26 protein-coding genes are annotated in these 25,849 nt (G+C 69.1%); 2 read left to right on the top strand and 24 right to left on the bottom strand.

The features are described 5' to 3' along the window. Positions 1 to 2 precede the first annotated feature (2 nt). The 14 genes from msrA to Tchl_RS03225 form a co-directional block, all read right to left on the bottom strand. The gene (gene msrA / locus Tchl_RS03290) at positions 3 to 572 is read right to left on the bottom strand and encodes a peptide-methionine (S)-S-oxide reductase MsrA (protein ID WP_075147133.1); all 570 of its coding nucleotides are present in this window, start codon (positions 570 to 572) and stop codon (positions 3 to 5) included. Positions 573 to 595: 23 nt separating this feature from the next. After that, positions 596 to 4,600 carry a translocation/assembly module TamB domain-containing protein gene (locus Tchl_RS03285; protein WP_075147132.1) on the bottom strand — a complete coding sequence of 1,335 codons (4,005 nt, stop codon included), beginning with the start codon at positions 4,598 to 4,600 and terminating at the stop codon, positions 596 to 598. Between the two features lie 9 nt (positions 4,601 to 4,609). Beyond that, complete coding sequence (gene trpC, locus Tchl_RS03280) at positions 4,610 to 5,410, bottom strand: indole-3-glycerol phosphate synthase TrpC (protein ID WP_075147131.1); 801 nt, start codon at positions 5,408 to 5,410, stop codon at positions 4,610 to 4,612. Continuing rightward, positions 5,407 to 6,447 carry an anthranilate phosphoribosyltransferase gene (trpD, locus tag Tchl_RS03275; RefSeq protein WP_075147130.1) on the bottom strand — a complete coding sequence of 347 codons (1,041 nt, stop codon included), beginning with the start codon at positions 6,445 to 6,447 and terminating at the stop codon, positions 5,407 to 5,409. The genes trpC and trpD overlap by 4 nt, the downstream gene beginning before the upstream one ends. An 18-nt stretch (positions 6,448 to 6,465) precedes the next feature. Further along, entirely contained in the window at positions 6,466 to 7,053 is a 588-nt protein-coding gene (locus Tchl_RS03270) for an aminodeoxychorismate/anthranilate synthase component II (protein ID WP_075149552.1), read from the bottom strand. Between the two features lie 89 nt (positions 7,054 to 7,142). Continuing rightward, entirely contained in the window at positions 7,143 to 8,615 is a 1,473-nt protein-coding gene (trpE, locus tag Tchl_RS03265; RefSeq protein ID WP_075147129.1) for an anthranilate synthase component I, read from the bottom strand. A 334-nt stretch (positions 8,616 to 8,949) separates the two neighbouring features. Next, positions 8,950 to 9,633, bottom strand: coding sequence for a phosphoglycolate phosphatase (locus Tchl_RS03260; RefSeq protein ID WP_075147128.1), 684 nt, complete (start codon positions 9,631 to 9,633; stop codon positions 8,950 to 8,952). After that, on the bottom strand, positions 9,630 to 10,325 hold the full coding sequence (gene rpe, locus Tchl_RS03255; protein WP_075147127.1) for a ribulose-phosphate 3-epimerase: 696 nt from the start codon (positions 10,323 to 10,325) through the stop codon (positions 9,630 to 9,632). Before rpe ends, Tchl_RS03260 begins: the two co-directional genes overlap by 4 nt. A gap of 62 nt (positions 10,326 to 10,387) precedes the next feature. After that, entirely contained in the window at positions 10,388 to 12,751 is a 2,364-nt protein-coding gene (locus tag Tchl_RS03250) for a GspE/PulE family protein (RefSeq protein ID WP_075147126.1), read from the bottom strand. 52 nt (positions 12,752 to 12,803) lie between these two features. Further along, the gene (locus tag Tchl_RS03245) at positions 12,804 to 13,571 is read right to left on the bottom strand and encodes a 3',5'-cyclic-nucleotide phosphodiesterase (protein WP_075147125.1); all 768 of its coding nucleotides are present in this window, start codon (positions 13,569 to 13,571) and stop codon (positions 12,804 to 12,806) included. Between the two features lie 120 nt (positions 13,572 to 13,691). Next, positions 13,692 to 14,360, bottom strand: coding sequence for an FHA domain-containing protein (locus Tchl_RS03240; RefSeq protein ID WP_075147124.1), 669 nt, complete (start codon positions 14,358 to 14,360; stop codon positions 13,692 to 13,694). Positions 14,361 to 14,485: 125 nt separating this feature from the next. Then, positions 14,486 to 15,379: a succinate--CoA ligase subunit alpha gene (sucD, locus tag Tchl_RS03235; protein WP_075147123.1), complete on the bottom strand. Its 894-nt coding sequence runs from the start codon at positions 15,377 to 15,379 to the stop codon at positions 14,486 to 14,488. Between the two features lie 11 nt (positions 15,380 to 15,390). Then, positions 15,391 to 16,551, bottom strand: coding sequence for an ADP-forming succinate--CoA ligase subunit beta (sucC, locus tag Tchl_RS03230; protein WP_075147122.1), 1,161 nt, complete (start codon positions 16,549 to 16,551; stop codon positions 15,391 to 15,393). Positions 16,552 to 16,780: 229 nt separating this feature from the next. Then, positions 16,781 to 17,335: a DUF2889 domain-containing protein gene (locus Tchl_RS03225; protein ID WP_075149551.1), complete on the bottom strand. Its 555-nt coding sequence runs from the start codon at positions 17,333 to 17,335 to the stop codon at positions 16,781 to 16,783. Positions 17,336 to 17,542: 207 nt separating this feature from the next. Between Tchl_RS03225 and Tchl_RS03220 the strand changes: the two genes are divergently transcribed. Next, complete coding sequence (locus tag Tchl_RS03220) at positions 17,543 to 18,694, top strand: hypothetical protein (RefSeq protein WP_146060758.1); 1,152 nt, start codon at positions 17,543 to 17,545, stop codon at positions 18,692 to 18,694. 69 nt (positions 18,695 to 18,763) lie between these two features. On the opposite strand, the gene Tchl_RS03215 is transcribed toward Tchl_RS03220, so the two are convergent. Next, the gene (locus Tchl_RS03215; RefSeq protein WP_075147120.1) at positions 18,764 to 19,516 is read right to left on the bottom strand and encodes a Nif3-like dinuclear metal center hexameric protein; all 753 of its coding nucleotides are present in this window, start codon (positions 19,514 to 19,516) and stop codon (positions 18,764 to 18,766) included. Positions 19,517 to 19,603: 87 nt separating this feature from the next. On the opposite strand from Tchl_RS03215, the gene Tchl_RS03210 reads away from it, so the two are divergent. Continuing rightward, a complete protein-coding gene (locus tag Tchl_RS03210; protein ID WP_075147119.1) occupies positions 19,604 to 20,761 on the top strand; it encodes a Do family serine endopeptidase in 1,158 nt (385 codons plus the stop codon). Between the two features lie 15 nt (positions 20,762 to 20,776). Here the strand turns inward: Tchl_RS03210 and tatC are convergent, their stop codons facing one another. The 9 genes from tatC to hisH all read right to left on the bottom strand — a co-directional run bounded on the left by tatC (position 20,777) and on the right by hisH (position 25,796). Then, entirely contained in the window at positions 20,777 to 21,601 is an 825-nt protein-coding gene (gene tatC / locus Tchl_RS03205; RefSeq protein WP_075147118.1) for a twin-arginine translocase subunit TatC, read from the bottom strand. After that, positions 21,601 to 22,146 (bottom strand): Sec-independent protein translocase protein TatB, encoded by a 546-nt coding sequence (gene tatB, locus Tchl_RS03200; RefSeq protein ID WP_075147117.1) that lies wholly within the window; start codon positions 22,144 to 22,146, stop codon positions 21,601 to 21,603. The genes tatC and tatB overlap by 1 nt, the downstream gene beginning before the upstream one ends. 97 nt (positions 22,147 to 22,243) lie before the next feature. Continuing rightward, on the bottom strand, positions 22,244 to 22,483 hold the full coding sequence (gene tatA / locus Tchl_RS03195; protein WP_075147116.1) for a Sec-independent protein translocase subunit TatA: 240 nt from the start codon (positions 22,481 to 22,483) through the stop codon (positions 22,244 to 22,246). A 10-nt stretch (positions 22,484 to 22,493) separates the two neighbouring features. Beyond that, positions 22,494 to 22,841 carry a histidine triad nucleotide-binding protein gene (locus tag Tchl_RS03190; RefSeq protein ID WP_075147115.1) on the bottom strand — a complete coding sequence of 116 codons (348 nt, stop codon included), beginning with the start codon at positions 22,839 to 22,841 and terminating at the stop codon, positions 22,494 to 22,496. Then, on the bottom strand, positions 22,838 to 23,179 hold the full coding sequence (locus tag Tchl_RS03185) for a phosphoribosyl-ATP diphosphatase (RefSeq protein ID WP_075147114.1): 342 nt from the start codon (positions 23,177 to 23,179) through the stop codon (positions 22,838 to 22,840). The genes Tchl_RS03190 and Tchl_RS03185 overlap by 4 nt, the downstream gene beginning before the upstream one ends. Then, a complete protein-coding gene (gene hisI / locus Tchl_RS03180; protein WP_075147113.1) occupies positions 23,176 to 23,571 on the bottom strand; it encodes a phosphoribosyl-AMP cyclohydrolase in 396 nt (131 codons plus the stop codon). Before hisI ends, Tchl_RS03185 begins: the two co-directional genes overlap by 4 nt. Beyond that, a complete protein-coding gene (hisF, locus tag Tchl_RS03175) occupies positions 23,568 to 24,326 on the bottom strand; it encodes an imidazole glycerol phosphate synthase subunit HisF (protein WP_075147112.1) in 759 nt (252 codons plus the stop codon). The genes hisI and hisF overlap by 4 nt, the downstream gene beginning before the upstream one ends. Positions 24,327 to 24,360: 34 nt before the next feature. Beyond that, positions 24,361 to 25,110 carry a 1-(5-phosphoribosyl)-5-[(5-phosphoribosylamino)methylideneamino]imidazole-4-carboxamide isomerase gene (hisA, locus tag Tchl_RS03170; RefSeq protein ID WP_075147111.1) on the bottom strand — a complete coding sequence of 250 codons (750 nt, stop codon included), beginning with the start codon at positions 25,108 to 25,110 and terminating at the stop codon, positions 24,361 to 24,363. Positions 25,111 to 25,157: 47 nt separating this feature from the next. Beyond that, a complete protein-coding gene (gene hisH, locus Tchl_RS03165; protein ID WP_075147110.1) occupies positions 25,158 to 25,796 on the bottom strand; it encodes an imidazole glycerol phosphate synthase subunit HisH in 639 nt (212 codons plus the stop codon). Between the last annotated feature and the right edge of the window lie 53 nt (positions 25,797 to 25,849).

Raw genomic sequence — 25,849 nt, 5'->3', positions numbered from 1 at the left:
TTCTACCTGTTGTGCTCGCCGCGGCGGCGGGCGGCAAAGTGCTCGCGGAACTTCGCGATCTTGGGCGCGACCACGTACTGGCAGTAGGGCTGGTCGCTGTTGCCGGCATAGTAGTCGTGGTGCTCGGGCTCGGCCATCCAGAACTTCGGCGCAGGCTCGACCCGGGTCGCGATCGCCTTCGGGAACAGGCGCTGCTCGCCCATCTCCTCGATCAGCGCGAGCGCGGTGTGGAGCTGCTCCTCGCGGGTGACGAAAATCACCGAGCGGTACTGCGGGCCGATGTCGTTGCCCTGGCGGTCGACGCTGGTCGGATCGTGGATCGCGAAGAAGATCTCGAGCAGCTCGCGGTAGCTGCGCCGCGCCGGATCGAACTCGATGCGCACGACTTCGGCGTGACCGGTGCCGCCGGCGCAGACCTGGCGGTAGTCGGGTAGCTCGAGGTGGCCGCCGCAGTAACCGGGGACCACGGTGACGACGCCTTCGACGTCCTTGAACACCGCCTCCAGGCACCAGAAGCAGCCACCGCCGAGGATCGCGGTTTCGAGTACGGGGTCTTGCCGGGTTTCGCTCATCGGGATGGACTCCATGCGTGGGTTCAGCGGAAAGAAAAACCGTAGCTCAAATCGAGCGCGGTGTCGGTGCCGCCGCGCGCGATCACCGACACCCGGCGCGACAGCTGGTAGCTCAGTTTAACCAGGGTCGCCGCCCCGCCCAGGCTCTGCTCGAAAGACAGGAACAGGTCCGGCCCGAGACGCTTGCCCAGGCTCAATACCTGGCCGCTCACCGAAGGGCCGGCGGCGATCGTCGAGCCGCTGCCGACGACCCGGCTGCTCGCGGCGCGCGCGGTGCTGGTGAGTTCGCCCTGGCCGATCGAGAACGAATCGAAGCCCAGGCTGCGCGACAGTTCTTCGGTCATGCCGCCGCCGGGGCCGCCGAGCAGGGCCGAGGCCGCCGGCAGCAGCAGTCCGAGGTCGGCGCCCGAAGCGGCATCGGGCGCGCGCCCGAGCACGATCCAGGACAGCTTTTCGGGGTCGGGGACATTGGGCTCGGACACCAGCCGCACCTGCGGCCGCCGGGCGCTGCCGGTGACCGCGAGCCCGGCCTCCACCGCCAGCCCCTTGCGCAGGGCGACGATGTCGAGCCCGGGGGCATCGAGCGGCCCCTGGAAGTTGACCGTGCCGCGCTCGATCGCGAGGCGCTGGCCGTAGCCGCGGTAGCTGCCGCCGACGGTGGAGATCGTCCCCACCGCCGACAGCGGGCGCTCGGGCTGCAGACGGATGCGCAACCCGCCGGCGAGCCGGGTTTCCAGCCCCAGCGCCGACAGGTAGAGCGCATCACCCAGGCCGACGCGGACATCGGCGGTGACGGCAAAGGCACCGCCTTCGGCAGGCCGCTCGCGGCCGAGGACGACGACGTCGTCGGACAGGCTGGGCGGCGGCGACTCGGCGAATTCGAGATAGCCGGCGTCGGCCTCGAAGCCAGCCTCCAGCGCCAGCGAGCTCCAGCTGCTGCGCGCGCTGCCACGGCCCGACAGCAGCATCCAGCGGTCGTCGCGCTGCAGCAGGGGCAGGCGCTCGGCCTCGAAGTGGAAGTCGCCCGCACCGCTGTCGAGCGCGATCTCGCCGCGGGCGGTGAAGCGGCCGGGGGTGGCGGTGAGGCGCTCGAAGGGGATGCGGCGCTCGCGCGGACGCACCCGGTTGGGCGAGATGAATTCGAGCCGGGTCAGGCGCAGGCGGTCGTCGTCGAAGTCGAGGTCGAGCTCGCCGCCAGACAGGATCAGGCCCTGGTCGATCAGGGTGAAGCCAAGCTCGCGGCCCTGGAGGGTGCCGCTGGCGCGCGGCGCGGCGAGCGTGCCGGCGACGTCGAAGCGGCCGTCGATACGGCCGGCGGTGTCGACGTTCTCACGCGCGAGCCGGCCGAGCCAGGCGATCGACGGCATGTCGAGACGGACCGCAGCGCGGACCGGGGTCTCGGGCGGCACGCTCCACACCCCGTCGGCACTGCGGCGGGCGTTGAGCCCGGCTTCGCCGTGGATGCGGCCGAGTTCGCTGCCGCGCACATCCAGCGCCAGCTCGAGGCGCTCACCGCGCGCCGCGAGCACGGCGTCAAGCCGCTCCAGGCCGAGCCGGGTGCGGATCTCGCCTTCGACGCTGAGGTCGCCCGATTCGCGAAACAGGCGCGCCTCGCCCTCGAGCGTGCGCCCCATTTTCAGGTCCCAGCGTGCGCCCAGGGTCAGCGGCTCGGCATTGCGCCGCGGGCGGCCATCGGCACGTTTCGATTCCGGCGCCAGCACCAGGCCGCTGAGCTCGCCGCGCAGCACGCTTGCGGCCGGCGACCACGCCGTCTCGAGCAGGTGGATGCGGCCGCGGCCGCCGGCATCGATCCGGGCCGCGCCCAGCGCCACGCGGTCGGCGGCCAGTTCGAGCGCGGCCGGAGCCGCGAGGCGGGCAGCGAAGCGCCCGGCCAGTTCGAGCGCGGCAAGCTCGCCGGCCCAGCGCAGGCGCTCGCCATCGCCGCTGCCGCCCTCCAGCACCAGACGCACGGTGTCGGCAGTGTCGCCGGCCCCACCCGCGCTGGGCATGACGGGGCCGGCGGCGTCGAGTTCGAGCCGGTGGCGCGCGCGCGTGCCTTCGACGGCAAGGCGGGCATGCTCCACCCAGTCGGGCCGGGGCTGGCCACCCTCCCCCGCGCCGGCGGGGCCGAGGGCGGACAGGCCGAGGGCGAGGGCGAAGGGGCCGTCGACGCCGGCATCGAGGCGCACGCTGCCGTTGATCCCTGCCAGGCGCAGCACGCCCGGCAGGACGAGGGCTTCGCCGAAGAACTGCAACTCGCCACTGGGCGCATCCAGCGTGCCGCCCACCCGCCCCTCGGCCCCGGCGCGCCCGGCGAGGCCGAAACCGAGCGCGCCCAGCGCCGGCGCATCGAGGCGCAGCGCGAGGCGGTCGTCCGCGGCGCCGAGCGCACCGTCGGCTTCGACGGTGTTGCCGGCCAGCCGGGCGGCGAGGCGCACTTCCGGCAGGCGTCCGCCGGCGAGGCGCAGGCGGCCGTCACCGCTGAGCGGGCGGCCGTCGAGCGTGCTGTCGTGGATGCGGAACTGCAGCTCCGCCGCCTGCGGCAGACCGGCCGCCGGCAGGTCGGCGGCAGCCTCCAGGTCGAGGTTCAGGCGCGCGGACGGCGCCGCGCTCGACAGCGCGCGCGGGTCGATGGCGGCGAGCGCGAGTGCGGCCACGATCCGGCCGGAGCCGGAGCGGGTGCCGGAAGCCGCAGGCGACGCCGCGCCCTCGCCCTCGCCCTCGCCCTCGCCTGCGCCCTCGACCGCCCCAGCCGCCGCGGGCGGTTGCCAGGCCACCCGCCCGGTGATCCGCCCCGCGCCCGCCAGGCGGAGGTCGAGGGCATCGAGGGCGATCTCCTCGCGGCGCCAGTCGAGCACCGCGGAAAGGCTTTCCAGTGGAATGCCTCCGGCATCGGCCGCAGCGGGCCGGCGGTTATGCACGCGGAGCGGCCCCGTGAGCCGCCCCACGGGCAGCCCCGCGATCCCCTCCGCAACCGGCCCCGAGATCGTCCCGTCCCCGGCCGCGGACGGCGCAAGCTCGGCCTCCAGATCGAGCGCCGCACGCGGCGCGCCGTCGACGAAAGCGGCGGGGTCGAGTCCGTCGACCCGGAGCGAGAGCCGGCGCAGCGGAACCGGTTCGAAGCTCGCGGCCTCGAGCTCGATCCGGGCATGGAGGCCTTCGCCGCGGGCCTCGACCTCGATCCGCGGTTCGAGCAAGGTGTCGGCGAGGCCGAGCTGCACAGCGAGCGCGCGCCCCTCGATGACGCCGTCGAACTGCCCCGCGCCTTCGAGCGCGAACGGCGCCTCGCCATCGACGGCGAGGGCGAGACGGACTGCGCCTTGCGGCAAGACCAGCGACAGTTCGCGCAGGCGGTGATGGCGGCCGTCGCTGTCGAGCGCGGCTTCGAGCGCGGTGAAGTGCAGGCCCGGGGCGGCATCCTCGGTGGCGGGGGCTTCAGCGCCGGCTTCGGCGGCGGGCGCCGGGTCGCCGGCGACCGCCCCGGCGGGCGGGCGCGGCGCTTCTTCCCGCGCTCCGGCGGCCGGTTCGAGCGCGCGCAGCGCGCGCAGCGCAAAAGCGCCGACGGCGAGCCGGCGCAACTCGATCGCGAACGGCAGCGCGAGCGACGCCGGGGCCGGCAGAGGTCCGGCTGCCGCCTCGTCCGCAGCCGCAGCCCGGGCCAGATCCATCCGTCCGACCGTCAGGTGGGCGATTTCGAGCCGGCGATCGAGCAGCGCCGCCGGCGACCAGGCGAGCGAGACGTCCTTCAGCTCGAGTTCCAGTGCGGGACTGCGGTAGGCGAGCGCATCGAGGTCGAGGCGCCCGAGCACGCGCCCGCGCACGCCCTCGACCTGCAGCGCCCCACCGCTGGCATGGCGGGCGAGGGCGAGGCCAGCCTCGAGCCCGGACGGGGTGCCGAGCAGCCACGCGCCGGCCCCGAGCGCAGCGGCGAGCGCCAGCGCCACGCCCCCGCCCAGCCACTTCAGCCCCCGCCGCCAGCGGGACGGCGGCGGGCTTGCCCGCGCTGCGGCCGGCGTGCGCGCGTCCATGGCCGCGGCTCAGCTCCCGAACAGCGCCCGCAGCGCCGCGCCGGGGTCGTCGGCACGCATGAAGGCTTCGCCGACGAGGAAGGTCTGCACCGCGTGCGCGCGCATCAGGGCGACGTCCTCCGGCGTCAGGATGCCGGACTCGGTGACGACGATGCGCCCGGTGGCGCCGGTGGCGATGCGCGGCGACAGCTCGAGGGTGGTCTGCAGTGAAACGTCGAAGGTGCGCAGGTTGCGGTTGTTGATGCCGATCAGCGGGGTCTGCAGCTGCAGCGCGCGCTCCAGCTCGGAGCCGTCATGGACTTCGACCAGCACCGCCAGGCCGAGGGCGATGGCGAGCTGCTCGAGGTCGCGCATGCGCGCGCCGTCGAGGCAGGCGGCGATCAGCAGGATCGCGTCCGCCCCCATCGCGCGGGCCTCGAACACCTGGTAGGGATCGACGATGAAGTCCTTGCGCAGCACCGGCAGCGCACAGGCGGCGCGCGCCGCCTGCAGGTATTCGGGCGCGCCCTGGAAGAAGGAGCGGTCGGTGAGCACCGACAGGCAGGCGGCGCCGGCGGCCTCGTAGGCGGCGGCGATCTCGGCGGGGCGGAAATCGGCCCGGATCACGCCCTTCGACGGGCTCGCCTTCTTGATTTCGGCGATCACCGCGGGGCGGCCGGCAGCGTGGCGGGTGCGGATCGCGGCGACGAAGTCGCGCGCCGCCGGCTGGGCCTCGGCGAGGGCGCGCATCGCGGAGAGCGGCGTGTGCGCGGTGGCGGTGGCGACTTCGGTGGCCTTGACCGCGCAGATCTTGTCCAGGATGTCGCTCATGCCGCAGCTCCGAAGCGGCGGGTGAAGCGCACGAACTCGTCGAGCTTGTGGCGCGCCGCGCCGCTGGCGAGGGTTTCGCGTGCGCGCTCGATGCCGGCGCCGATGGAGTCGACCAGGTTGGCGGTGTACAGCGCCGCGCCGGCGTTGAGGGCGACGATGTCGCGCGCCGGGCCATCGCGGTTTTCCAGCGCGCCGAGCAACACCGCACGCGACGCCTCGGCGTCGGCCACGCGCAGGTTGCGGGTGCCGGCCATCTGCAGGCCGAAGTCCTCGGGGTGGATCTCGTACTCGCGCACCTCGCCGTCCTTGAGCTCGCCGACCAGGGTGGCGGCGCCGAGGCTGAGCTCGTCCATGCCGTCCAGGCCATGCACGACCAGCACGTGGTTGGCGCCCAGGCGCTCCATGACGCGCGCCTGGATGCCGACGAGGTCGGGGTGGAACACCCCCATCAGGGTGTTTGGCGCACCGGCCGGGTTGGTCAGCGGGCCAAGGATGTTGAAGATCGTGCGCACGCCCATCTCGCGCCGCACCGGGGCGACGTTCTTCATCGCGCTGTGGTAGTTGGGGGCGAACATGAAGCCGATGCCGGTGGCCTCGACGCAGGCGGCGACCTGCTCCGGCGACAGGTTCAGGTTGACGCCGAGCGCTTCGAGGACGTCGGCGGCGCCGGACTTGGACGACACGCTGCGCCCGCCGTGCTTGGCCACGCGCGCGCCGGCGGCGGCGGCGACGAAGATGGTGGCGGTGGAGATGTTGAAGGTGTGCGAGCCGTCGCCGCCGGTGCCGACGACGTCGAGGAAGTGCTCGTGCGGCGGCGCGACATGGACCTTGGTCGCCATCTCGCGCATCACCGTGGCGGCGGCGGTGATCTCGCCGATGGTTTCCTTCTTGACGCGCAGGCCGGTGAGGATGGCGGCGGTCATCACCGGCGAGATGTCGCCGGCCATGATCTGGCGCATCAGCGACAGCATCTCGTCGAAGAATATCTCGCGGTGCTCGATCGTGCGTTGCAGGGCTTGCTGGGCGGTCATCGTCATCGTGGGGGCTCCCGGGGGTCAGGCGGCGGCAGGCAGGCGCGCGCTGCGGTCGAGGAAATTCTGCAGCAGCGCATGGCCGCATTCGGTGAGGATCGACTCGGGGTGGAACTGCACCCCTTCGACGTCGAGCGTCTTGTGGCGCACCCCCATGATCTCGCCGTCGTCGGTCCACGCGGTGACTTCCAGACAGTCGGGCAGGGTGGAGCGTTCAATGGCGAGCGAGTGGTAGCGGGTGCAGGTGAGCGGCTCGGGCAGGCCGCGGAACACCCCGGCGTCGAGGTGGTGCACCGCCGAGGTCTTGCCGTGCATGAGCTTTTTGGCATGGACGATGCGCCCGCCGAAGGCAGCGCCGATGCTCTGGTGGCCGAGGCAGACGCCGAGGATCGGCAGGCGCCCGGCGAAGGCCTGGATCGCCGCCACCGAAACGCCGGCTTCGGCCGGGGTGCACGGGCCGGGCGAGATCACGAGGTGGTCGGGCTTCATCGCCTCGATCTGCTCGAGGGTGATTTCGTCGTTGCGGAACACCTTGACCCGGGCGCCGAGTTCGCCGAAGTACTGCACGAGGTTGTAGGTGAAGCTGTCGTAATTGTCGATCATCAGCAGCATGTTGATTCCCTTCGCGCGCACCGGCCCCAAGCCGATGCCGTCAGTATGGAGTCGATGGAGGCGCACCGCGGCAGGGCGCGGCCCCGGCCTCAGGCGCGGGTGTCGAGCCCGCCTTCGGCCATCTCGGCGGCGCGCAGCATGGCGCGCGCCTTGTTGCGGGTTTCCTGCCATTCCGACTCGGGGTCGGAATCGGCGACGATGCCGGCGCCGGCCTGGACGTGGATGTGGCCGTCCTTGATGAGCGCGGTGCGGATCGCGATCGCCAGGTCCATGTCGCCGTGAAAGCCGAGGTAGCCGACCGCACCGGCGTAGATGCCGCGCTTGACCGGTTCGAGCTCGTCGATGATCTCCATCGCCCGCACCTTGGGCGCCCCCGACACCGTGCCCGCGGGGAAGGTGGCGCGCAGCACGGCGAGGGCGTTGAGGCCTTCCTTCAGGCGCCCTTCGACGTTGGAGACGATGTGCATGACGTGCGAGTAGCGCTCGATGGAGAACTGCTCGGTGACCTTGACCGTGCCGGTCTCGGACACCCGCCCGGCGTCGTTGCGGCCGAGGTCGAGCAGCTGCAGGTGCTCGGCGCGCTCCTTCTCGTCGGCGAGCAGGTCGGCTTCGAGGGCGAGGTCTTCGGCCACGGTGGCACCGCGCGTGCGCGTGCCGGCGATCGGACGCACGGTGACGACCTCGTCCTCGAGGCGGGTGAGGATTTCGGGCGAAGCACCGACGACGTGGAAGTCCTCGAAGTTGAAATAGAACATGTAGGGCGACGGATTGAGCGAGCGGATCGCGCGGTAGAGCGCCATCGGGCTGGCGGCGAAGGGCTTGCTCATGCGCTGCGAGAGCACGACCTGCATGACGTCGCCGTCGACGATGTACTGCTTGGCGCGGCGCACCGCGTCCTTGAAGGCGTCCTCGCCGAAGCTGGACTCGGCGGGCGCCGACGGCGCGCACGCATCTTCGGGAACCTGCACCGGCGCGCGCAGGCGGGCGAGGAGTTCGCGCAGGCGCTTGTGGGCGCGCTTCCAGGCACCGGGCACTTCGGGCTCGGCATAGACGACGAGGGTGAGCTTGCCGCTGAGGTTGTCGACGATCGCCACTTCCTCGGACAGCAGCAGCAGGATGTCGGGCGTGCCGAGGGGATCGGGCTTGTCGGTCTTCGCCAGGCGGGGCTCGATGTAGCGCACGGTGTCGTAGCCGAAGCAGCCCACCAGACCGCCGGCGAAGCGCGGCAGGTGATCGCGCGGCGGCACCTTGATGCGGTTCATGAACTCGGCGACGAAGTTGAGCGGATCGCCGTAGTCGCGGCGCTCGACCAGGCGGTTGCCGGTGAGCAGCAGCGCCGAGCGGCCGTAGACTTCGATCCGGGTCGGCGAGGACAGGCCGATGAAGGAATAGCGCCCGAAGCGCTCGCCGCCCTGCACCGACTCGAGCAGGTAGGTGTAGGGCTCGTTGGCGAGCTTCAGGTAGATCGACAGCGGGGTGTCGAGGTCGGCGAAGGTCTCGAGCGTGACCGGAATGCGGTTGTAGCCCTCGGCGGCGAGGGCGTTGAATTCGTGTTCGAGCATGGATGCTCCACTTCAACAGGATGGACGTCGGACGGTGCGGCGGGTGCGGGGATGTGCCGGAAAGCCGGCCTCAGCGGATCGAGTCCATGAGGCGCGCTGTCGGCCCCGCGAGAAGGTTTCGCGTTCAGTGGCCCAAAGGCCAACGCCAGCCGCCGCGCCAGCGGGGCTGGGCGGGGAGCGGAGTGGCGGATGCGGGCCTAAGCCTGGATGCGAGCGTCACGATGTCGTCGAGTCGTGGAGGTGGAGGAGTGTTCGAAGGAACGCGGGCACGGCTGCAGCCGGCCATCGACGCCGCCGGCACGGGTTCCCGAGCGGTGCCGGGCGGATACGGCGATCATGCCTGATCGATGTAATCGAGGGCCTGCAGCGCGTTCGATAGTAGCCCATCGCATTCGATGGTGTCCACCGGCATGCCTTCGCTGTAGCCGTAGGTGACGAGCAGCACCGGCATCCCCGCGCCCTGCGCGGCGAGCGCGTCGTTGGCCGAGTCGCCGATCATCAGCGCCTGCCCGGCGCTCACCCCGATCCGAGCGCAGGCGAGGTGGAGCACGGCCGGATCGGGCTTTTTCACCGCCAGGGTGTCGCCGCTGACCACGGTGTCGAAGTAGCCGGCGATGCCGGTGCGCGCGAGCAGCGGCAAGGTGAAGGCTTCGGCCTTGTTGGTCACCACCGCCAGGCGCAGGCCGCGCCCGCGCATCGCCTGCAGGGTGTCGATCACGCCCGGGTAGAGGCGGGCGTGGATGCCATTGACCACGGTGTAATGGCGGCGGAACACCGCCACCGCGGCTTCGATCTCGGCCGCGCTCGCGGCGCGGCCTTCGGTCAGGCAGCGGCGCACGAGGTTGGGAATGCCCTTGCCGACGAAGCGGTGGATCTCGTCCTGCGGGCGCAGCGGTCGCCCCAGCTCGGCGAGCATGCGGTTGGCCGCCTCGGCAAGATCGGCGATGGTGTCGAGCAGGGTGCCGTCGAGGTCGAACAGCACCGCGCGCGGCGCGAAGCGGGGCCTTGCCACGCTCATCGCGCCACCTTCGCCAGCTCGGCGCGCAGCGCGGCGATCACCGAATCGTAGCGGTTGGGGTCGCTGTCGCGACCGGCGCCGAACACCGCCGAGCCGGCAACGAAGGTGTCGGCGCCGGCGCGGGCGATGTCGGCGATGTTGTCGATCTTCACCCCGCCGTCGATCTCGAGCAGGATGCGGCGCCCGCTCCGGGCCTCGTAGGCGTCGAGCCGGGCGCGCACCGCGCGCAGCTTGTCGAGCGTCTCGGGAATGAAGGCCTGGCCGCCGAAGCCGGGATTGACGCTCATCAGCAACACCACGTCGAGCCGGTCCATGACGTGGTCCATATGGTGCAGCGGCGTGGCGGGGTTGAACACCAGCCCGGCCTGGCAACCGGCGTCGCGGATCAGCCCGAGGCTGCGGTCGATGTGCTCCGAGGCCTCGGGGTGGAAGGTGATGATGTTGGCACCGGCCTTGGCAAAGTCGGGGATGATGCGATCGACCGGCTTCACCATCAGGTGCACGTCGATCGGCGCCGTGGTGTGGGGGCGGATCGCCTCGCACACCAGCGGGCCGATGGTGAGGTTGGGCACGTAGTGGTTGTCCATCACGTCGAAGTGGATCCAGTCGGCGCCGGAGGCGATCACGCGCGCGACCTCGTCACCGAGGCGGGCGAAATCGGCGGACAGCAGACTGGGAGCGATGCGGAACATGGACGGTCTCCGAGGAAGGGGCAGGCCCGGATTCTAACCGCCCGCCCCCGCCTGCGCCCGCTTCAGCGCACGCAGACCTTGCGCACCTGGTGCATGTCGGTGATGCCGGCGAGCACTTTTTCGATGCCGTCCTGGCGCAGCGTGCGCATGCCTTCGGCGAGCGCCTGGCCGAGAACCTGCTCGACCCGGCCGCGCTCCTGGATCAGGCGCTTGATCGCGTCCGAACCGGGCATCAGCTCGTGCAGGCCGACGCGGCCCTTGTAGCCCTGGGTGCAGTGCGCGCAGCCGACCGCACGGTAGAGCGTGAAGCGCCCGTCCCGGTCGGCGGCTTCGGCGCGCCAGCGGGCGACGATGCGGGCGCGCGCGGCGTCGGCGTCGGCGCAGAAATCCGGCGTGCGGTGCATGTCCTCGCAATACTCCTCGAGCAGGCGCTGGAGCTCGTCCTCGCCGGGGTGGTAAGCCTCGCGGCACTTCGGGCACAGGCGCTTGGCCAGGCGCTGGGCGAGCACGCCGATCAGGGCGTCGGCGAAGTTGAACGGGTCCATCCCCATGTCGAGCAGACGCACAACCGACTCGGGCGCACTGTTGGTGTGCAGCGTGGACAGCACGAGGTGACCGGTCAGCGAAGCTTCGATGCCGACCGCCACGGTTTCGCGGTCGCGCATCTCGCCGACCATGATGACGTCCGGGTCGGCGCGGAGGAAGGCGCGCATCATGGTGGCAAAGTCGATCCCGACCTTGCGGTTGACCTGCACCTGGCGCAGGCCCTTCTGGGTGATCTCGACCGGGTCCTCGACGGTCCAGATCTTGGTGTCGGGGGTGTTGATGTGGCGCAGGACCGAATGCAGCGTGGTGGTCTTGCCCGAGCCGGTGGGGCCGCACACGAAGAAGATGCCGTAGGGGCGGGCGATCAAGGCCTGCAGGCGCTCGAGGTTGAACGGCAGCAGGCCGAGGCGGTCGAGCGGGAGCGGCTCGCTGCCGGCGAGCAGGCGCATCACCACGTCTTCCATGCCGCCCTGGGTGGGCAGGGTCGCCACCCGCAGCTCGATGTCGAGAGGGGCAAACTTGCGGAAGCGGATCTTGCCGTCCTGCGGCCGGCGGCGCTCGGAGATGTCGAGATCGCACATGATCTTGATCCGGGTGACGAGCGCGCTGCGATAGCTCGCCGGCACTTCGATGTAGGGCACCAGCGAGCCGTCCTTGCGGAAGCGGACCAGGGTCTTCTCGCGTCCCGGGCGCGGCTCGATGTGGATGTCGGAGGCGCCTTGCCGGTAGGCTTCGATAACGATCTTGTTGACCAGCTTGACCAGTTCGTTGTCGGCCGCGGCGGTGACGTCGTCACGCAGCGAGCCGCCTTCGTCCTCGCCTTCGTCGAGGTCGGAGAGCAATTCGGACACCGAGGCATCGTCGAGCAGTTCGCCGAAATACTGGGCCACGGTCTGCTCGAACTCGCGCACGGTGGTGACGCGAAAAGCCAGGCGCTTGTTCACGAACACATTCTGGGCGATGCCCGAGTTGCGGATCTGCTCCGGATCGACGCACAGGATCACCACCCCTTCGCCGGTTTCCTCGTAGGGCAGCCACAGGCTCTGCTCGACGTATTCGCGCCGGATGTTGCGCAGCAGGTCCATCGGCTTGACATGGTTGTCGCGGTAAGGCTGGTAGGGCACGCCGAAAAAGCGCGCCGCCGCCTCGCCGAGCTCGGCCGCCGACAGGCCGAGGGCGTCGATCAGCACGGCTTCCGGCGAGCGCCCGCTGTCACGCGCCTGACGTGTCGCCTGGGCGAACTCGGCCGCGCTGATGCGGCCGTCCGCGACCAGCGCATCGAAGCGCGAGCGCAGCCGCACCGCCCGCTGGTGGTCGCTGCAGAAGGCGCTCCCGAGCGTCTGCGCGAGGACGAGCACGCCCTCTTCCGCGACTTTCGGGAAGGGCTGGCCGCTGTGCGTGTTGATGAGCTGGATCACGCCCAGGATGCGGCCGGTGCCGGGGTCGCGGAGCGGGGCCACGAGCATCTGACGCGAACGGAAGCCGCTGCGGGCATCGACTTCGCTGCGCAACTGCAGCTTCGGCGAGATTCTGCGCAGCTCGGCCTCGTCATGGACGTCGCCGATGTTGAGCAGCTCGCCGTGCAGGGCGACGTAGCCGGCGATGCTGCTTTCGGCCAGCGGCAGGCGGATGCTCTGCTCCCCCTGCAGCCCGGTCTTCACCAGGGTCACGATCGAGCCACCGCCGTCTTCCACGGTGTAGATGCTGAGCCGTTCGGCGCCGAACAGCTCGCACAGCCGCGGCGCCAGCTCGAGCATGAGCGCATCGACATCGCGGCTCGCCTGGATGCGCTGGGTCAGGGCCTGGAGCCCCTTGAAGAAGGCCAACCGGCTCCCGACGGCGCTGGAAACGGACTGCTCTGGGGTGGAGGCATTGCTCATCGTGGATTGTTTCGCTTGCAAGGTGGCGGGACGGCGCAGGGCGCGGCGGAGATCAGAATTCAAGCACCTGGCCCTGGCGCAGCTGGCGCGGCCGCAGCCGCCCTCCTCCGGCATCGATCTGCGCCATGGTGCGCGCGGCGCCGCCGGGCTTGAGGTGGCTGACGTGGATTTCCGGACTGCCGGTGAGTTCGGCCAGCACCGCCTGCAGCAGGCTCGGGCAGAGGTGGCGGGACGTCGCCGCGAGGTCCCGCTGTTCGTCGGGAAAGGCCGCCTCGATGATCAGGTGGCGCAGGGCCGGGCAGGCGTTGATCGCCGTGATCAGCTCCGCACAGTAGGTGGTGTCACCGGAAAACACCAGCTGCCCGGCGCCGCTGTCGAGGCAATAGCCGACCGCCGGCACGGTATGGCAGACGGGCAGCGCGGTGATCGTCCGCCCGCCCAGGCAACGGCTTTCCCCTTCGGCGATCGGGGCGAAGCGCAGGTAAGGCGCGGTGCGATCGGGAATTGCCGAAAAATCGGGCCAGATGAGCCAGTTGAAGATGTGCGAGCGGAGAATGGTGATCGTCTCCGGGGTCGCATGCACGGTCAGCGGCCGTTCGCGCAGCTCGCCCACCGCCTCGATCAGCAGAGGCAGGGCGGCGATGTGGTCGAGATGGGCGTGGGTGACGAATACATGATCGATGCGCAACAGGGCGGCGAGCGGGAGATCGCCCACGCCGGTGCCACAGTCTATGACTATGTCATCATCCACGAGAAAGGACGTGGTCCGCGAATGGGGCGCGCCGATGCCACCGCTGCAGCCGAGTACCGTAAGCTTCATCACCTTTCCTGGCCGCAGGCCCGCCTGCGACGGTGCCGCGGGAATGTCCGGCGCGCACGCTCGCATGGTGCCACTGCGCAAGCGTGCCGGGGTAGGCAAAAAATCACGCGGGAAGGCCCCTCAGGAGCGGAAAAAGAATTCCATCTTCACCCCCGCGAGTTCGACGATGTCGTGCTCGCCGAGCGGATGGGGCCGGGCATCGAGCGCCCGGCCATTGACGAGCGGGAAGGAGGCCCCTTCGACATGGGTGATGAAGTAACCGCGCGGCCGGCGCGTGATCACCGCCACCTGCCGGCCGGGCTTGCCGAGGGTGGTGAGCGGCTTGGTCAGCGCCAGCTCACGGCCGGCGCTGGCGCCGCTCAGGATCTGGATCACGCCGATGCGTTCACGATCGGAACCGGCGGCCGCCGGCGCCGGGCCGGGATCGGTGATCGCGGCGGGGATGTCGAAGGGCTTGAGCGCGGCGGCATCGACGACGTCGACAGCCGCGGCGAAGCCGCCACCGTCGGCGATGAATTTCAGCCGGTACTTGCCCAGCTCGATCACGTCGCTGTTCTTGAGTACCTGTTTCTTGACCAGCTGACCGTTCAGATAGGTGCCGTTGGTGCTGTTCTGGTCCTCGAGAAAGGCGTCGTCGAGGATGCAGGTAATGACGGCGTGATGACCGCTGATGGCCAGGCTGTCGATCTGGATGTCGTTGTCCGGCTTGCGTCCGATCGTCGTCCGCTCCTTCGAGAGCACGAGCTCCTTGAGGACGAGGCCGTCCATGCTGAGGATCAACTTCGGCATAGTGCGTTACCCGGGGGATGTCTGCACAGCAGGCTGAAGCGCCGATTCTACGCGCCCGCCGGCGCCCCGTGGACGAAAAAGCGCCGGACCCGCCGGCGCTTTCCCGGTACCGCCAAAAGCGATGCTTAGAGCATTGCCTTGAGCAGCTTGGCCATCTCGGACGGGTTGCGCGTGACGGTGAAGCCGCACTCTTCCATGATCGCGAGCTTGGCGTCAGCGGTGTCGGCGCCGCCGGAGATCAGCGCCCCGGCGTGGCCCATGCGCTTGCCCGCGGGCGCAGTGACGCCGGCGATGAAGCCGACGATCGGCTTCTTCATGTTGGCCTTGCACCACTGCGCGGCTTCGGCTTCGTCCGGACCGCCGATCTCGCCGATCATGATCACCGCGTCGGTGTCCGGATCGTCGTTGAACATGCGCATCACGTCGATGTGCTTGAGGCCGTTGATCGGGTCGCCGCCGATGCCGACCGCCGACGACTGGCCCAGACCGATTTCGGTCAGCTGCGCCACGGCTTCATAGGTCAGCGTGCCGGAGCGAGAAACCACGCCGATGCGGCCCTTGCGGTGGATGTGGCCGGGCATGATGCCGATCTTGATCTCGTCGGGCGTGATCAGGCCCGGGCAGTTGGGGCCCAGCAGCAGGGTTTCCTTGCCGCCCTTGGCGACCTTCTGCTTCATCTTGTTGCGCACCATCAGCATGTCGCGCACCGGGATGCCCTCGGTGATGCAGATCGCCAGGTCGAGGTCGGCCTCGCAGGCTTCCCAGATCGCGTCGGCGGCACCGGCCGGCGGCACGTAGATCACCGACACGGTGGCGCCGGTCTCGGCGGCGGCTTCCTTCACCGAGGCGTAGATGGGGATGTCGAAGATCTTCTCGCCGGCCTTTTTCGGATTCACCCCGGCGACGAAGCAGTTCTTGCCGTTGGCGTATTCCTGGCACTTTTCGGTGTGGAACTGGCCGGTCTTGCCGGTGATGCCCTGGGTGATGACCTTGGTGTCTTTGTTGATCAGGATGGACATTCAAACTCTCCTTACTTGACCGCCGCGACGATCTTGGTCGCAGCTTCCGCCATGGTGTCGGCAGCGATGATCGGCAGGCCCGAGTCGGCGAGGATCTTCTTGCCGAGGTCTTCGTTGGTGCCCTTCATGCGCACCACGAGCGGGACGGAGAGGTTCACTTCCTTGGCTGCGGCGACGACGCCCGCGGCAATGGTGTCGCAGCGCATGATGCCGCCGAAGATGTTGACCAGGATGCCCTTGACCTTGGGGTTCTTGAGCATGATCTTGAACGCTTCGGTGACCTTCTCGGTCGTCGCGCCGCCACCGACGTCGAGGAAGTTGGCCGGCTCGGCGCCGAACAGCTTGATCGTGTCCATCGTGGCCATCGCCAGGCCGGCACCGTTCACCAGGCAGCCGATGTTGCCGTCGAGCGAGATGTAGGCGAGGTCGAACTTCGAGGCTTCGATCTCGTCCGCGTCTTCTTCGTCGAAGTCACGGAAATCGACGATTTCCGGGTGACGGTAAAGGGCGTTCGAGTCGAAGTTGAACTTGGCGTCGAGCGCCTTGATGTTGCCGTTGCCTTCGAGGATCAGCGGGTTGATTTCCGCCAGCGAGGCATCGGTTTCCATGTAGCAGGTGTACAGGCGCTTCAGCGCATCCACCGCCTTCGCGACCGAAGCTTCCGGCACGCCGATACCGCGCGCCAGGTTCTCGGCTTGCCCGTTGGTCAGGCCGACCAGCGGATCCACGAATTCCTTGAGGATCTTCTCAGGCGTGCTGTGCGCGACTTCCTCGATGTCCATGCCGCCTTCGGAGGAGGCCATGATCGCGACCTTCTGCGTGGCGCGGTCGGTCAGCGCGGCGACGTAGTATTCCTTCTGGATGTCGGCGCCTTCTTCGATCAGCAGGTTGCGCACCTTCTGGCCTTCGGGCCCGGTCTGGTGGGTGACCAGTTGCATGCCGAGGATGTCACTGGCGTGCTGGCGGACTTCGTCGAGCGAGCGCGCGAGCTTGACGCCGCCGCCCTTGCCGCGACCGCCGGCGTGGATCTGCGCCTTCACCACCCAGATCTTGCCGCCCAGTTCTTCGGCGGCCTTCACCGCGCCATCCACCGACACGCAGTGGAAACCGCGCGGCGTCACGACACCGTACTTCCTCAGTAGTTCTTTTGCCTGATACTCATGAATCTTCATGGTTGCCCTTCGATCGAAGTCACGACGAGGCAGCCCGTCGCGAACAGGTTGATGGCATGCTTCGGAGCTTGTGCTCCACGTCGGGCGCAGTCTCCCTCGAGCACCGCCCTCCGCGCCAGGCCCAGGTAGACGGACCCGATCCCCGGCGCACGCAAAGCTGCGCGTCGACCGCAAGACTCCATAATTATAACCGGTTTTGCGCAGTGCACCGCGCAACAGATGGGGAGCGTCAGGCTTCGCTCCGCGCTCCCCGGTACCACTTCGGGTAGTACAGCCGCACGGCCTCGGCCGAGCTCTCGAGCGCATGGCAGCGGTCGATCTGGAAGGGCCGGCCGGCGGTGTCCTCGCTGTCGCGGCGGAACGAGGCGGCAGTCTGGATCGCCGCCGTGGGCAGGGAGAGCAGCATCTCGGTGAGATGGGTGCAGCCGCGCACGTCGGCGAACATTTCCCCCACGGTACGGCGGAAGCCACGCACCAGGTTGAGGCCGACGAGCTTGCGGTACACCGGCCCGATGGTGTCGCACTGCCCCGGATAGGGCACGCCATCCGAACAGGCGGCGGCGTCGATGATGTTGAAGTCCTCGTCGAGCGTGACCCTGACCCGCATCAGGTGAACAGGCTCTCCCGCCGCCCGCAGCCCGGAGCCGAGGTGGTAGTCGATGCCCTTGACGTCGGTGATCGAGGCATCGAGTTCGAGCAGGCCGTCATCGCGCTGAAAGCCTTCGATTTCGATGTGCCGGCGATGGATCGGGCGCCGGGGCAGAGCGGGGACAGGGAGCGGCATGGTCAGCAAAACGTACGGCTGCGTATTGAAACCGGATCTTAACCGATTTCCCCCGGAGCGCCGACCCGGCACCCGCAGCGCCGCGCGGCGGAAAAAATTCGCGCCACGGCGGAATCGGCGGCGAAATTGCGACATAGTGGCTGGAACAGCGCATGAGAGTCTGATAAAAGCCTTGCATCGACCAACCTGCCGCCGGACGCGCGGAACATGAATAACAGACGGATCACGCCCGCCCTTGCCCTCGTCGCGGCCCTGTCCCTGCCGGCCGGCCCGGTAGCGTCCGCGACGCCCGGAGAAGTGAGCGGCACGGCGGCCACCGATGCCGATGCGCGTGCACGCGAACTCACTGCGGCAATCGAGCGCAGCCTCGCCGCCGAAAACGAGCTCCTCGCCCGCATCCGCAATCTCGAGGAAGCCCGGAGCGAACTCGAGCGCCGCATCGCCGCCGCCATCCACGCGTCCCCCGCCACCGCCGCCGCCCCGACTCCTTCCGACGCAGCGCTCGCTGCGGCGCCGGCCGCCGCCCCGACTCCTTCCGACGCAGCGCTCGCTGCGGCGCCGGCCACCGCCCCGCCCCGCCCCGCCCCGCCCTCGCCGATACCCGCCTCCACCCCGACGGCGAGTCCGGGAAGCGGCGACGCCTACCTCCCTGGCGCGCTGGCGGCAGTCGCCCTGCTGCTGGCCGGATGGGTGTGGATGCGGCGTCGGCGCGATGCGGCCTTCGCCCCGGCACCTGCCGCCAGCGCGACGTGGACGCCCGACGCCGGCAGCGTGACGAGCCCGGCGCCCGAGCCCGGCGCCGCCCCGTCCGCCCTCGACTGGAGCGCCCACGGCGAAACGCACCAGCCGGCGACGCCGAGCGCGGAGCCCAATAGCGAAGAGCACAAGTCGGCGGTGGAGCTGGCGGACATCATGATGAGCTTCGGCCGCATGCACGGCGCCGCCGAAACCCTCGCCGAATTCATCCGCGGCAACCCCAGGCAGGCCGTGACCCCCTGGCTGAAGCTGCTCGAAGTGTATCGGGCCGCCGGCCTGCGCATCGAGTTCGACACCATCGCCAAGGAGCTCAACAAGACCTTCAACGTCAATGTCGTCACCTGGCAGAACTATGACGAGCTGCGCGCCTCCACCACCAGCATCGAGGCCATGCCGCACATCGTCAGGAACCTCCAGCGCAGCTGGCGCACCCCCGCCTGCCAGCTCTACCTGCAGCAGTTGCTGCGCGACAACCGCGAGGGCACGCGGGCCGGCTTCCCGTTTACGGTGATCGACGAAATCCTGCTGCTGTCGGCAATCCTCGACGACGAACTCGGCCCCTGCCAGGCTGTGCCAGACGCCGCCCCCCTGCCACCGGCCTGAGCCCGGCGCGCCCGGGCACGAAAGCCGGCGAAAGCGGCTGCACGACGGCGCGAAGCCGGGGCGGCAGACTCAGACCGGATTGGCCAGATCGACGAAATCGGCCTGCAGGCCGAACTGTTCGACCAGGTGGCGGGCCACCGCGCGGACACCATAGCGCTCGGTGGCATGGTGGCCGGCGGCGATGTAAGGCACCCCGGATTCGCGCGCCAGATGCACGGTCTGCTCGGACGCCTCGCCCGATACGTACAGGTCCGCTCCGGCGGCAATCGCCTGCTCGAAAAACCCCTGCGCGCCGCCGGTGCACCACGCCACCCGCTTCACCACGCGCGCGCCGTCCCCTACCAGCAAGGGGTCCCGTCCCAGACGGGCCGCGATCGAGCGCGCGAGCTGGGCGGCGCTTTCGCCTTCCGGGGCTCCGGGACGGCCGATCCAGCCCAGCTCCTGGTCGGCGAAGCGCCCCTCTCCGCGCCACCCCATCAGGCGTCCCAGCTGGGCGTTGTTGCCCAGTTCGGGATGGGCGTCGAGCGGCAGATGGTAGGCGAACAGGCTGATGTCGTTGGCCAGCAGGGTGCGCAGGCGCTGGCGGCGGATGCCGGTGATGCGGCCATCCTCGCCCTTCCAGAAATAGCCGTGATGGACGAACACCGCGTCATAGCCGCCGTCGCGGGCGAGATCGAGCAGGGCCTGGCTTGCGGTGACCCCGCACAGCACGCGCGCGACCTCGGCGCGTCCTTCCACTTGCAGGCCGTTTGGGCAATAATCCTTCAATCCAGCAGCGTCGAACAAGGCTTCCAGACGCCGGTCCAGTTCGATGAGTCGCATTCGTGTTCCGCTCCCCGATGTGGCCGGCCCCATCCGTTTCGCCTGATGCCGGCCGGTTTTCGATCCCCGTCCCTCAAGCGAGTCATTATGCGCCGTCTATGGCTCATCTTCGCGCAAGCCGTGACCGTCAGCGTCGCCGTGCTGTTCGTCGTCAATACGCTCAGGCCCGAGTGGCTGCGCGATACAGCGCCGGCCTCGGTGGTCGCGATCCTGGAAGCGCCGGCCGGCGCCGAGCGCACGCCCGCGGCCGGCTCCTATGCCGCGGCGGCGCAGCGCTCGATGCCCGCGGTGGTCCATGTCTTCACCAGCAAGAAAGGCCGCAGCCAGCGCCACCCCCTGCTCGACGACCCGCTGTTCCGCCACTTTTTCGGCGAACGCCTGCCGAACGCCCCGGAGCAGCGTGAATCCGGCCTCGGCTCCGGCGTCATCGTCAGCCCGGAAGGCTACGTCCTGACCAACAACCACGTCATCGAGACTGCCGATGCGATCGAGATCGCGCTCAACGACGGCCGCCAGTTTCCCGCCCGCCTGGTCGGCCGCGACCCGGAAACCGATCTCGCGGTGCTGCACATCGAGGCCGATGCCGGCCTGCCGGCGATCACCTTCTCGGCGGGTGACAGCCTCACCGTCGGCGACGTCGTGCTCGCCATCGGCAATCCGTTCGGCGTCGGCCAGACGGTGACGATGGGCATCGTCTCCGCGCTCGGGCGCAAGCAGCTCGGCATCAACACGTTCGAGAACTACATCCAGACCGATGCCGCAATCAACCCGGGCAACTCGGGCGGCGCGCTGGTCGACAGCACCGGACACCTGGTCGGCATCAACACCGCGATCTATTCACGCTCGGGCGGCTCACTCGGCATCGGCTTCGCCATTCCGGTGTCGATCGCGCGCAACGTCCTCGAACAGATCGTCGCCACCGGTGAAGTCACCCGCGGCTGGGTCGGGGTGGAAATCCAGGACCTGACGCCGGAACTGGCCGAATCGTTCGGTTACCGGGATGTCGAGGGCGCGTTGATCGCCGGCGTGCTGCGCGGCAGCCCGGCGGACCGCGCCGGCATCCGTCCCGGCGACGTGCTGGTCGGCCTCGACGACAAGGCGGTGCGCGATCCGAAGTCGATGCTCGACATGGTGGCCGCCCTGCCGCCAGGGCAGCGGGCCGTCTTCCACATCCGCCGCGGCACCCAGAAGCTCGAGCTCGCAGTCGAGGTGGGGCGGCGGCCGACACCGCCGGCGAGCCGCTGAGCCCGCCGCGGCCTCTCAGCCCTTCCCGCCCGGACGGTCGTCCGCTTCGAGGCGGCGCTCCGCCGCCTCGTCCAGGTTCTGCAGCGCAGGCGCGGCCTGCCCGCCTGCGGCCTCGGCATGCGGCACGGGGCGGGTGATCATGTTCGCCAGCACGATCCCAAGCTCGTAGAGCAGGCACATCGGCACCGCCAGCATGAACTGCGAGATCACGTCCGGCGGAGTGACGATGGCCGCGATCACGAACGCGGCGACGATCACGTAGGGCCGCATCTCGCGCAGCTTGGCGACATCGACGACGCCGGCCTTCACCAGCAGGATCACCGCCACCGGAACTTCGAACGTGACGCCGAAGGCGAGGAACATCGACATCACGAAGGACAGGTACTGCTCGATGTCCGGTGCCGGCACGATGCTCTTCGGCGCGAATTCGGCGATGAACTTGAACACCATGCCGAACACGAAGAAGTAGCAGAACGCCATCCCGATCAGGAACAGCAGCGTGCTGCCCAGCACCAGCGGCAGGGCCATGCGCTTCTCATGGGCGTAGAGCCCGGGGGCGATGAAGGCCCAGGCCTGGTACAGCACCCAGGGCAGCGCCAGCACGAAGGAGACCATCATCGTCACCTTCACCGGGACGAAGAAGGGCGTGACCACACCGGTGGCGATCATGTTCGTGCCTGCGGGGAGGGTGTCCATCATCGGCCGGGCGAGGATGTCGTAGATGTCACCCGCCCATGGCATCAGGCAGACGAAGACGACGGCCACCGCGATCAGCGCACGGATCAGCCGGTCGCGCAACTCGATCAGATGGGCGATGAAGGTTTCCTGTTGTGCGCTCATCATGCCTTCGTCTTGTCGCCCAAGGGCGCCGGTGGCCGCGCCGCCGCGCCGAGCCCGAGTTCGAGCTGGGACTCGCCGGCGGCCTGCGGCGGGGGATCCTGGGGAAGGGGGTTGGTGGAGGCGGAAACGGTGGCGGCAGAGGCTGCGACAGGGGGGGATGCGCCCGCCGCCGAGGGATCCGGTTGTGGCCCCGCCGCCGAGGGATCCGGTTGTGGCCCCGCCGCCGGCTGCCCAGAGTCCGGGGCGGGCAGCATCGAACGCAGCTCGCCAACGGTGCGCTCGGCCTCCGCTTCGGCGCCCGCCGCCCCGGAGCGCACCGAGGACTCGAGCTCCTGTGCCTGCTGGCGGACCTGTTCCTGCAGCTTCTTGAGCTCATCGAGCTGCATCTCGCGCTGGATGTCCGACTTCACGTCCGACACGTAGCGCTGCACCCTCCCGAGCAGGTGGCCGGCGGTGCGCGCGACCCTGGGCAGGCGTTCGGGCCCGACCACGACCAGCAGCACGACACCGATCACAATGAGTTCAGAAAAACCGAAATCGAACATGGCTGCTCGCCCCAGACGCGGATTGCCGGCAGCGACCCGCAGGAAAACGAAGGGGCGCTCCCGTCAGGGCGCCCCTCCTGCACTCGAAACGCGAAGCTCAGGAACGACCGTTGTCGACCTTTTCCCGTGCTTCGCCGTCGATGGTCTGGCCGTTGACGATCTTCTGCTGGGGGGCGTCGGCGGAGGAGGCGCTGCTGTCGCCTTCCTTCATGCCATCCTTGAAGCCCTTCACCGCGCCGCCGAGATCGGAGCCGATGTTGCGCAGCTTCTTGGTCCCGAACACCAGCAGGACGATGACCAGCACGATCAGCCAGTGCCAGATGCTGAAAGAACCCATACCGCTCTCCTTAACGCTTCAACATGGGCGGCAGGGGATCGGGCCCGCCCAGAATATGGAGGTGCAGATGATACACCTCCTGCAGGCCGACCCTTCCGGTGTTGACGATGGTGCGGAAGCCGTCGGCACAGCCGTGCTCGCGGGCAATCCGGCCCGCTGCAACCATCAGACGCCCCATTGCCACCTCGTGTTCCGGCTCGAGCTGGGCCATCGAGGCCACGTGCGCCTTCGGAATCACCAGGATGTGCACCGGAGCGAGCGGATTGATGTCGTGAAAGGCGAGGATGTGCTCGTCCTCGTACACTTTCTTCGAAGGGATCTCGCCGCGCACGATGCGGCAGAAAATGCAGTCGCTCATCCCCGGACCTCCACCTGCGCGGTGCGCGATTTCTTCTCGTCGATGCCGGACACGCCTTCGCGGCGGCGGAACTCGGCGATCACGTCCTCGACCGACAGGCCGTGGTGCGCCAGCAGCACCAGCGAATGGAACCACAGGTCGGTGACTTCCCACACCAGATGCAGCCGGTCCTTGTCCTTGGCCGCCATGATCGTTTCGGCAGCCTCTTCGGCGACCTTCTTGCAGATCGCGTCGGTCCCCTTGGCGTAGAGGCTGGACACGTAGGAGGCGTCGGGGTCTGCCTGCTTGCGCGCGACCAGGGTGTCAGAGACGCGGCGCAGCACTTCGATATCGATCACTTGTAGATCTCCTGCGGGTCTTTCAAAACCGGTTCGATGGCCTGCCAGTGGCCATCGGCGAAATACTTCTGGAAAAAGCAGCTGTGCCGCCCGGTATGGCAGGCGATGCCGCCGACCTGCTCGATTTTCAGCAGCACGACGTCGTTGTCGCAGTCGATGCGGATGTCGACCACCTTCTGCACGTGACCGGACTCCTCGCCCTTGTGCCACAGCTTGCGCCGCGAGCGTGACCAGTAGACGGCCTCGCCGCTCTCGGCGGTGCGCTGCAAGGCGTCGCGGTTCATCCAGGCGAACATCAGCACGTCGCCCGAGGACGCCTCCTGCGCGATCACCGGCACCAGGCCGTGCTCGTCCCACTTGACCTCGTTGAGCCAGCGCGTGTTCTCGCTCACAGGCGCACCTCGATGCCACGCGCGCGCATCAGCTCTTTCGCCTCGCGCACCGTATGCTGGCCGAAATGGAAGATGCTCGCCGCCAGCACCGCGTCGGCGCGCCCTGCGGAAACGCCTTCGGCGAGATGTTCGAGGGTGCCGACCCCGCCGCTGGCGATCACCGGGATGCGCACCGCGTCGGACACCGCGCGCGTCAGGGCGAGGTCGAAGCCGCTCTTGGTGCCGTCGCGGTCCATGCTCGTGAGCAGGATCTCGCCCGCGCCCAGGGCCTCGACCCGGCGCGCCCATTCGATCGCATCGAGGCCGGTGTTGTTGCGTCCGCCGTGGGTGAACACGTCCCACTTGCCCGGCGCGGTCTGCTTGGCGTCGATGGCGACGACGATGCACTGGCTGCCGACGCGGCTGGCGGCGTCATGGACCAGCTGCGGGTTGTTCACCGCCGCGGTGTTCATGCTGACCTTGTCCGCCCCGGCGTTGAGCAGGCGGCGCACATCCTCGACGACGCGCACCCCGCCGCCGACGGTGAGCGGAATGAAGACCTGCTCGGCGACTTGCTCGACGACGTGGAGGATGATGTCGCGCTCGTCGGAGCTGGCGGTGATGTCGAGAAAGGTGAGTTCGTCGGCGCCCTGCTCGTCGTAGCGGCGGGCGATCTCCACCGGGTCGCCGGCATCGCGCAGCTCGACGAAGTTGACCCCCTTGACGACGCGGCCGGCCTTCACGTCCAGGCAGGGAATGATGCGTTTGGCCAGCATCAGCGGCGCTCGGCGGAAAGGGGCATGGAAAAGCTCATTCGGTCACACCGTTCAGTTCGTCGGCGCGCGCCTGGGCCGCAGCGAAATCGAGCGTGCCTTCGTAGATCGCGCGCCCGGTGATCGCGCCCATGATGCCTTCGTCCTCGACCGCGCACAGCGCGTCGATGTCGGCGAGGTCGGTGATGCCACCGCTGGCGATGACCGGGATGCGCAGCGCGCGCGCCAGGCGCACGGTGGCGTCGACGTTGACGCCGGAGAGCATGCCGTCGCGACCGATGTCGGTGTAGATCACCGCCTCGACGCCGTAGTCCTCGAACTTCTTCGCCAGATCGACGACATCGTGGCCGGTGAGCTTGGACCAGCCGTCGACCGCCACTTTGCCGTCCTTGGCATCGAGGCCGACGATGATGTGGCCGGGGAAGGCGCTGCAGGCGTCGTGCAGGAAGCCGGGGTTCTTCACCGCGGCGGTACCGATGATGACGTAACTGATGCCGTTGTCGAGGTAGTGCTCGATGGTATCGAGGTCGCGGATGCCGCCGCCGAGCTGGACCGGAATGTCGTCGCCGACTTCGTCGGTGATGGCACGGATCGCGGCGCCGTTCTTGGGCTTGCCGGCGAAAGCGCCGTTCAGGTCCACCAGGTGCAGGCGGCGGGCGCCACGCTCGAGCCAGTGGCGCGCCATCGCGCCCGGGTCTTCGGAAAACACCGTGGCGTCGTCCATTTCGCCCTGTTTCAGGCGTACACAGTGACCGTCCTTGAGGTCGATGGCGGGAATGAGCAGCATACCGGGATCAGTTGAAGTGAAGCGGGGTGAGAATGGGCCGCAGGCGCTCAGGGCTGCCAGCGGATGAAGTTTGCAAGCAGCCGGAGACCGGCTGCGGCGCTCTTTTCCGGGTGGAACTGGGCGGCGAAGATATTAGCCCGCGCTACCGCACTGGTAAACCGCAGCCCGTAGTCGGTCTCGGCCGCGGTCAGCGCAGCCTCGGCCGGGGCGACGAAATAGCTGTGCACGAAATAGAAGCGCTCGCCGTCGGCAATGCCCTCCCACAGCGGATGGGGGACGCGCTGCCAGACTTCGTTCCAGCCCATGTGCGGCACCTTCAGCCGGCTGCCGTCGGCGGCGAGCATGCGCGCATCCGGGAAACGGACGACCTCACCGGGGAGGATGCCGAGCCCGGGCACGTCGCCTTCGGCGCTGTGTTCGAACAGCATCTGCTGGCCGATGCAGATCCCGAGGAAGGGTTTTTCCGCCGCGGCCTGGAGCACCGCCGGACGCAGGCCGCGGGCATCGAGCTCACGCATGCAGTCGGGCATCGCCCCCTGCCCCGGGAACACGACCCGCTCGGCGGCGGCGACCCGGGCCGGGTCGGAGGTGACGAAAACTTCATGGCCGGGGGCGACGTGCTCGATCGCCTTTGCGACCGAGCGCAGGTTGCCCATGCCGTAATCGATGATGGCCACAGTGGTCATCGTGCGGACTCGCTATCGGAAAAATGGGCGGCCGCAGTGCGCGGCGGCCGGTT

The organism is Thauera chlorobenzoica, from assembly GCF_001922305.1.
In the GTDB taxonomy this organism is placed as follows: domain Bacteria; phylum Pseudomonadota; class Gammaproteobacteria; order Burkholderiales; family Rhodocyclaceae; genus Thauera; species Thauera chlorobenzoica.
This window is presented reverse-complemented; position numbering and strand designations above follow the sequence as displayed.

Bases quoted from the DNA above. Each gene is read 5' to 3' on its own strand.
- msrA (WP_075147133.1), bottom strand. From the start codon at position 572: ATGAGCGAAACCCGGCAAGACCCCGTACTCGAAACCGCGATCCTCGGC.
- Tchl_RS03285 (WP_075147132.1), bottom strand. From the start codon at position 4,600: ATGGACGCGCGCACGCCGGCCGCAGCGCGGGCAAGCCCGCCGCCGTCC.
- trpC (WP_075147131.1), bottom strand. From the start codon at position 5,410: ATGAGCGACATCCTGGACAAGATCTGCGCGGTCAAGGCCACCGAAGTC.
- trpD (WP_075147130.1), bottom strand. From the start codon at position 6,447: ATGACGATGACCGCCCAGCAAGCCCTGCAACGCACGATCGAGCACCGC.
- Tchl_RS03270 (WP_075149552.1), bottom strand. From the start codon at position 7,053: ATGCTGCTGATGATCGACAATTACGACAGCTTCACCTACAACCTCGTG.
- trpE (WP_075147129.1), bottom strand. From the start codon at position 8,615: ATGCTCGAACACGAATTCAACGCCCTCGCCGCCGAGGGCTACAACCGC.
- Tchl_RS03260 (WP_075147128.1), bottom strand. From the start codon at position 9,633: ATGAGCGTGGCAAGGCCCCGCTTCGCGCCGCGCGCGGTGCTGTTCGAC.
- rpe (WP_075147127.1), bottom strand. From the start codon at position 10,325: ATGTTCCGCATCGCTCCCAGTCTGCTGTCCGCCGATTTCGCCCGCCTC.
- Tchl_RS03250 (WP_075147126.1), bottom strand. From the start codon at position 12,751: ATGAGCAATGCCTCCACCCCAGAGCAGTCCGTTTCCAGCGCCGTCGGG.
- Tchl_RS03245 (WP_075147125.1), bottom strand. From the start codon at position 13,571: ATGAAGCTTACGGTACTCGGCTGCAGCGGTGGCATCGGCGCGCCCCAT.
- Tchl_RS03240 (WP_075147124.1), bottom strand. From the start codon at position 14,360: ATGCCGAAGTTGATCCTCAGCATGGACGGCCTCGTCCTCAAGGAGCTC.
- sucD (WP_075147123.1), bottom strand. From the start codon at position 15,379: ATGTCCATCCTGATCAACAAAGACACCAAGGTCATCACCCAGGGCATC.
- sucC (WP_075147122.1), bottom strand. From the start codon at position 16,551: ATGAAGATTCATGAGTATCAGGCAAAAGAACTACTGAGGAAGTACGGT.
- Tchl_RS03225 (WP_075149551.1), bottom strand. From the start codon at position 17,335: ATGCCGCTCCCTGTCCCCGCTCTGCCCCGGCGCCCGATCCATCGCCGG.
- Tchl_RS03220 (WP_146060758.1), top strand. From the start codon at position 17,543: ATGAATAACAGACGGATCACGCCCGCCCTTGCCCTCGTCGCGGCCCTG.
- Tchl_RS03215 (WP_075147120.1), bottom strand. From the start codon at position 19,516: ATGCGACTCATCGAACTGGACCGGCGTCTGGAAGCCTTGTTCGACGCT.
- Tchl_RS03210 (WP_075147119.1), top strand. From the start codon at position 19,604: ATGCGCCGTCTATGGCTCATCTTCGCGCAAGCCGTGACCGTCAGCGTC.
- tatC (WP_075147118.1), bottom strand. From the start codon at position 21,601: ATGAGCGCACAACAGGAAACCTTCATCGCCCATCTGATCGAGTTGCGC.
- tatB (WP_075147117.1), bottom strand. From the start codon at position 22,146: ATGTTCGATTTCGGTTTTTCTGAACTCATTGTGATCGGTGTCGTGCTG.
- tatA (WP_075147116.1), bottom strand. From the start codon at position 22,483: ATGGGTTCTTTCAGCATCTGGCACTGGCTGATCGTGCTGGTCATCGTC.
- Tchl_RS03190 (WP_075147115.1), bottom strand. From the start codon at position 22,841: ATGAGCGACTGCATTTTCTGCCGCATCGTGCGCGGCGAGATCCCTTCG.
- hisF (WP_075147112.1), bottom strand. From the start codon at position 24,326: ATGCTGGCCAAACGCATCATTCCCTGCCTGGACGTGAAGGCCGGCCGC.
- hisA (WP_075147111.1), bottom strand. From the start codon at position 25,110: ATGCTGCTCATTCCCGCCATCGACCTCAAGGACGGTCACTGTGTACGC.
- hisH (WP_075147110.1), bottom strand. From the start codon at position 25,796: ATGACCACTGTGGCCATCATCGATTACGGCATGGGCAACCTGCGCTCG.